At 32.7% G+C, this 7,007-nt stretch carries 4 protein-coding genes; 1 reads left to right on the top strand and 3 read right to left on the bottom strand.

The window, feature by feature from the left end; genetic code table 11:
• The first annotated feature begins 403 nt into the window (after nt 1-403).
• A complete protein-coding gene (locus AB671_RS13525) occupies nt 404-1,972 on the top strand; it encodes a serine hydrolase (protein ID WP_066681362.1) in 1,569 nt (522 codons plus the stop codon).
• Between the two features lie 121 nt (nt 1,973-2,093).
• Here the strand turns inward: AB671_RS13525 and AB671_RS13520 are convergent, their stop codons facing one another.
• From AB671_RS13520 to AB671_RS13510, 3 genes are all read right to left on the bottom strand, one after another.
• On the bottom strand, nt 2,094-3,296 hold the full coding sequence (locus tag AB671_RS13520) for a CynX/NimT family MFS transporter (protein ID WP_066681360.1): 1,203 nt from the start codon (nt 3,294-3,296) through the stop codon (nt 2,094-2,096).
• 367 nt (nt 3,297-3,663) lie between these two features.
• A complete protein-coding gene (locus AB671_RS13515; RefSeq protein WP_157444218.1) occupies nt 3,664-5,442 on the bottom strand; it encodes a hypothetical protein in 1,779 nt (592 codons plus the stop codon).
• 422 nt (nt 5,443-5,864) lie between these two features.
• Nucleotides 5,865-6,869: a helix-turn-helix transcriptional regulator gene (locus tag AB671_RS13510; protein WP_066681359.1), complete on the bottom strand. Its 1,005-nt coding sequence runs from the start codon at nt 6,867-6,869 to the stop codon at nt 5,865-5,867.
• Nucleotides 6,870-7,007: the final 138 nt, after the last annotated feature.

Raw genomic sequence — 7,007 nt, 5'->3', positions numbered from 1 at the left:
GCGTAGCTCAGCTGGATAGAGCATCTGCCTTCTAAGCAGACGGTCTCAGGTTCGAATCCTGACGCGCTCACTTAAAACTCACAATTTTCATTGTGAGTTTTTTTGTTTTTATACGTTTCAAGATCCCCACCCTGTTATTTTGATTTTAATATTTTTTAATTTTAAATCAATTGCTCTTATTCTTTAAATTCAAGCAAATTTACCTTTCACCGCTTCAACTAAACGGTTTATAAAATCTTTTAAACAGACAAAACCAAGAAATACACATAAAGTAATACAGAATATGCTTTAAGTTATTTTTTGTGACTCAAACTTCCGTTTTTAATATCTAAATTTAAGCCCTCTAATCATCAACAGCTTCCAACGATTGAAGGTCTAAAAAAATGAGAACTAATAACTATCTATGAAAAAAATAAAATTACATTTATTGATTATTACAACTATTACAACACTTGTAAGTAATAATGTATTTGGCCAAATAAATTCTAAAGAAGTAGATGTGCTTGTTACAAATGCAATGGGAAAATTTAATGTTGCAGGAGTTGCTGTTGCCATTGTAAAAGATGGAAAAATAATTCATAAGAAGGGGTATGGCATAAAATCAATAGACAGTAAATTACCTGTTGATGAGTATACAAATTTTGAAATCGCCTCTAATAGCAAGGCTTTTACCACTGCTGCTCTATCTATTTTAGTAGATGAAGGCAAAATTTCCTGGACTGATAAAGTCAAAAAATACATTCCTGAATTTAAAATGTACAATGACTATGTGACAGAAAATTTCACTATTGAAGATTTACTAACTCATCGAAGTGGGCTTGGTTTAGGAGCTGGTGACCTCATGATGTTTCCAGATGGCACAGATTTTACCATTAAAGATGTGGTGACGTCATTTCAGCACTTTAAGCCAGTTTCAGGTTTCCGAACACAATTTGATTATGATAACCAATTATATCTAGTAGCAGGTGAAGTAACCGCCAGAATAAGTGGAATGACCTGGGAGGCTTTTATACAAAAACGCATCTTGGAACCTTTACAAATGAAAAATTCGTTCAGTTCCATCAATCAATTAAAAGACATGAATACAATAGCTTCTCCGCATTCATCAGAGTCAGGTACTATAAAAAAAATACCACTATTTGGAGCAATGGTAAATGGAGCAGCAGGAGGAATCATATCAAATGTTGATGATATGTCTAAATGGATACTCACCCAGTTAAACAAGGGTAAATATGGAGCCAATTTAGATAAACAGCTTTTCACAGAGGAAAGGCAAAGTGAAATGTGGACTATACATACTGTTGAAAAAACAAATCCTAACCCAAGATATAACCAACACTTTAACGGATACGGATTAGGCTGGGATCTATCTGATATCAAAGGGAATTTAAGTGTATCGCATACTGGCGGTTTACCCGGAATGCTTTCTATTGTTAGCATGATTCCTGACTTAAATTTAGGTATTGTTATTTTAACGAATACAGAAAATGGAGGAATCGGTCTTTTCTCTTCGGTAAATCAAACTATTATCGACAGCTATTTAGGATTGAATGACCATGGTTGGGTAGATAAATATGCAGCTCATCTTCAGGCTCAAAAAAAATCGGGAGATGAAGTAACCAAAAAAGTTTGGGAAACGGTAAGTAAAGCAAAAAATACAACCTTAAAAAATGAAGACCTAATCGGTTTGTATGAAGATAAATGGTTTGGAAAAATAGAAATTTTCCTAAAAGGAAATCAATTATGGTTTAAGTCATATCGTTCGCCAAAACTAAATGGACCTATGAGTTTTTACAAAGCAAATACTTTTGCCATTAAATGGGAATACCAAGGTATGAATGGTGATGCATTTGCCCTGTTTAGTTTAGATGAAGAAGGCAAAGCACAAAGCATAAAAATGAAAGGCATTTCACCGGAAATAGATTTCAGCTATGACTTTCAGGATTTAGATTTACAAAAAATAAAGAAGTAAATAATTCAATGACAATCTTTTCACACAAAAAAACTCACGATGAAAATGGTGAGTTTTTTTGTGTTTTTAATGCACTTTATTCTAAATCTCCTCAGAATTATTTCAACAGTAAAACTTTTATTTAATCTTCTACAAATTTTCTTCTTGCTGCTTTCATTCCAAAATAAAACATTGTTGTAATCGAAAGTCCTAAAAAGTAGAACGACCACTTCCAAGATGAATCAAAATCGTGTAATTTACCAAAAATAGCTGGTCCGAAAGCTGCTATTAAGTACCCTACAGACTGTGCCATTCCTGAAATTTTAATTGCATTAGCACTGGATTTTGTTCGTAAAGAGAAAAATAAAATCGACAAGCTAAACGACAAACCATTTGACAAGCCTAATAAAACAGCGGTTGCATAAATCCATTCTGATCTCAACCAGGCAAACATCAAAACGCTAGTTAGCATCAATATAAAAATAAAAACAATCATCGCTTTTTGATTTTTCATTTTATTTGCAATAATTGGCCCTACAAAAGTGATTGGAATCATCGAAATCTGTATGATAAATAAAATCCAACCCGGTTCGTTTCCATGCATCCCATAATCACCAAGAACAGCTGGCAGCCACGAGATCAATGAATAATATACCAAAGACTGAAGTCCCATAAAAATACTGATATTCCAAGCCTGTTTAGATTTAAACATATTAAAATCAGATTTAACAAGTGAAGCCCCAGTCTGTTGTACTCTAGATTTATTCAGCAACAATTCTACAGCTACAACAAATAATGCCAATAATGCAATGACGAGCCAAACACCTAAAGAACCACGCCATCCATACCCTGTCCATTCACCAAGACTTACACTATATCCTGAAGCTAAAGCAGCAGTAAGATTCATAGAAACAGCAAAAATACCTGTCATTAAGCCTATCTGTTTCGGAAAATTATTTTTAATATAACCCGGCGTAATAACGTTTCCAATACAAACTCCTAAGCCAATAAATACGGACCCTGTAAATAAAGTCCAGACCGAGCCAAATACTCGCATAAAAAGCCCGAAACTTAAAATAATCAATGCGTATAATAAAAATCGGTTGATACTGAAACGATGCGAAAACTTACTCACCAAAACCGAACAACTCGCAAACATCATGAGAGGAATTGATGTGAGCATACTGCTTTGCAAATTATTTAAATGAAGCGAATTGCTAATTTGATTCAGAACCGGACCTACAGAAGTAATGGGAGAACGTAAATTACTGGATACTAAAACCAAAACCAATACATTTATTATCAATAGGATGTAAGAAAAATCCTCTCTTGTTTTATTTTTCATGATGTTCTATAAAATTGATATTACAAAATTAGCTTGGTTATTTTATATAAATTTGCCATAATATCAATCTGAAACGACAATATTTTTCGCCTGGACTTTAAACGTTGATGAGATTTTTCACTTTACAAAAGAAAAAAAATATGGAGTTTTGCATTTTAAATTATTTTACGAGTTTTAGATTCAATTAATAAAAGTTTGAATCTCTTAAAGAAGTCCTATTTCTCATTCTTTAACATCTTTATTTTAAACCTATAAAACGGCAAATGCGAGACATTTCTATCTCGCATTCAACAGCTATCGCCACATTTTTTTAATCTAAAAAAAAACTCAGAGGATATTTAAGTCACAAAGTCTTAATTCTCTTCAATTAATGAGGATTAATTCCCATTGTCGCCGCTTTTCTAATCGCCCAAGCTACGGCATTCAGTTCTAAAATAGAATTATTAACAAATTGAGCCTGAGTAGCTTGATTTGGGTACTGCCCATATCTTTTAGTTAAAGGAACTCCATTATTGTATAAACTTGGGTAATCTAATTCACTGGTTGAGGTCTCAGAAGCCCCAACGGAATCACCAAAATACACAAAATTCTTGGTATCATTATACCAAACCGTGGAGTATGAAGGGTCTACTGTATATTTTGAAAATTGATTATTTGCTGCCGCAACTTGCACCGAATTTGCAGGTAATTTTTTAACGATAATAGTTCCCGTAGAACTATTATCTTCACCCCAGTATTTCCCCGCAGTATTTCCGAAAGGTCCATTGATAATAGGGTCATTCTGCAAACTATTGATGGGATAAACATTGTCATCCGTAGAGCCTGTACCCGCAATTTGCTGTTGTGCATTGCTTTCCCCAAAAATCCCGTTCAGTATCGTATTAGCTCCACTTGCGTCATTATCTGCCGTACCATAGATCAACACACCTCCTGAATTTACATAATTATTTAAAGCCGTAGCCAACCCAGCATTAGGAGTTAAACCAAACGAATAATACAATACAACATCAGGTTTTATTGCCCCATTTAAATTGTTTGTTGCAGTAGTCGAATTATTAGTGTTCCATAAATTATTAAAAGAAATCATTTTAACCTTACCTGAAGGGCCAAAACTTGAACTATTAAAAGCTTTAGCTCTAATATTGTTTGGATGCCATGAATAAACATTATCCGCACCAATCACAGCGTAAGTCATAGCTGGTAAAGTTATTGGTATTTGCGCAGTACAGACCGCATTTCCTGTAACCGTATTTGATGTAATGGCCACTTCAAAATTTTCATTTATTGTAGGTACTCCACTACCAACTAATGTAACCGAATTGATACCTATGGAAGAAAATACTCCTGTTGCAGTAAAAACAACACCATTAACAGCAGTTGTAGTAATGATATACGATCCCTGAGCACTCACATTTACATTAATTGTGATATTATTACTTGGGGTTAATGCAACTCCTTTTAAATAAGTTCCGTAAACCGAAATAGTAGAACAGACGAGCGTATATGCAGCAATATCAGTCTGAACATTGACCGTTACCGGTGGCGTACAAGTAACATCCACTCCATTTGCATTGATTGCCAGATTATCCGTCTGTGCGGCAACAGGAATACCTTGTCCGATAGCCTGTATAGTATACGAACCTGTCTTAAGAAAAGTTCCTGAAACAAAAAAGCTATAGCCATTTGTAGTGGTTGCATAAAACGTATATTCACCTGCCTTAGTAACCGTCACCGGAATAGTTAGATAATGGGAAGAAGTAAGCTCTTTTCCTTTTACGTAATTTCCTTTCACTTGTATTGCCGCACAATCAAAAGTGAACTGAGATTTCCCTAAGGCACCACAAAGGCTTTTCCATTCCTGTTCTGCATGATTCCAATAATTGTAACAATCTTCAGTAATGTTATAAATTAACATACTATTTTGTGCCGTGTTCATGTTGGGAGTAAGTTGCGCATCTCGTTGAGTTTCGGTATAGCGGGGTATGATAATTCCATTGTATTTATCCGGAGTTGCACTTGCAGGATCCATTCGCTCAGAAACGTGTAAACCCGTATGCAAAGCCGGTTTATCTGTATTTATTCCTACTTGCGCAAAATTCAATGACAAACAAAAAAAGCTCATCATTAGTAATATATATTTTTTCATTATTTTTTTTGTATAATTATTATATTCAGCCCAATTATCCTTTTGATAAAAGAACAAAGGAGGAGGTCTTATCATTAAAAAAGATTGTATAAATATTAAATAAAGAAACATAGGAAATTAATATAAGCAGATATATTCTAAGCCATTTATAGAGCTAGAATTGGTCAAAATTTGCGTTAAAATGATAAATATTGTAGAGTTTTAAGACTGATTTATTTAAAAAAATAAATCTCACATTTATGTTTACTGCAAATATATACAGATTATACAAGAGGCCTCTTATATATAGCCCCTCATAATCCCACGCGAGTACAAAAAGAGGACAACCTATTTTACAAAACCCTGTAAATCAAAACGAAATGAAAAATAATTTTCATAACAGAAATAAAGAAAAGCTAGCAAAAATACGACTTCAACATTCATTAAAAGTTAGAAAACCATAATGTAAAATCAATATCAGAAGGTATATTTAGTTTTTTTCTCAATCGGTATTTTCTTCCTTCGATTGCTTTTAACGAAGCATTGGTATGAATTGAAATCTCTTTAGTTGTAAGTCCTAATTTCATTATAGCACACAGGGTCAATTCTGAAGTAGAAAGCGAAACTCCCGTATTATCAAACAGGTTTTTTTTAAAGTAAGGAAATATTCTTTGAAATTTTTCAAGAAATACAACATCATTCAAGGAAATAGCAATCAATAAATCTTTAAAATTTTCATCAGAAAGCTCTTCGGTATTAAAAAGTTCTCTTAATGCTTTTATTTCAGTATTAAGATGATCAATTTTTTCTCTTTTTAATGTATTTCGATGAAGTGCTTTATAGTAATCATTTCTTTTTTCTTCTAAAAAGAAATAATTAACAACCAATAAAAGAAGTTTACAGGTTAAATTAATTATTAAAAAGCCATGCTCTAATCCTTGATGAGAAAATTGGGCTTCTACTCCCCATAATTGAAAATTTTTGAATGCAGAAACATACAGACAAAGAACTACAAATAAAAATATTGACACTACAAAAGCGGTATCTTTTTTCACACTAAAAAAAATAGGTATCGCAGTTAGTATCGAAAAATAGTATATATAACAACCACTCTCTACGCTAGTAATCGAGGCATAATAAGTAACAACTAACGTTAAATAAAAAAAGATTGCAAGTATAAAATATTTGTTTTTAATAAAGTTCTTAAAGAAAAAACTACACAGAAGACATGCTAATGAGGTTACTCCTAAAAATAACACATCGGCTTCCAACCCAATATATAAATAAGTTACAAAGCCCTGAAATAAAAATATTACAAATAACAGAAACAAATATTGATTGATCATGATCATAAAATCTTTATCTCTATTGGTATCGGAATCATCTAGACCTTGATAAGAAATAAACTGATACAGCTTTATGATTTTAGATTTTATAAGACTTAGCATCTATTGAAGAAATTACAGGTTAAAATTTGTGCTTCTATTTTTTGGGAAGCTTAAGAGGCTGTTTAAATTTTATTGAGTAATAATTTTATGGCAGATAATTTGACCATGTTTTCAGAACTTTCCATTAGAAGTTCATAA

The sequence above is a fragment of the Chryseobacterium sp. BGARF1 genome (assembly GCF_001677955.1).
Lineage (GTDB): Bacteria > Bacteroidota > Bacteroidia > Flavobacteriales > Weeksellaceae > Chryseobacterium.
This window is presented reverse-complemented; position numbering and strand designations above follow the sequence as displayed.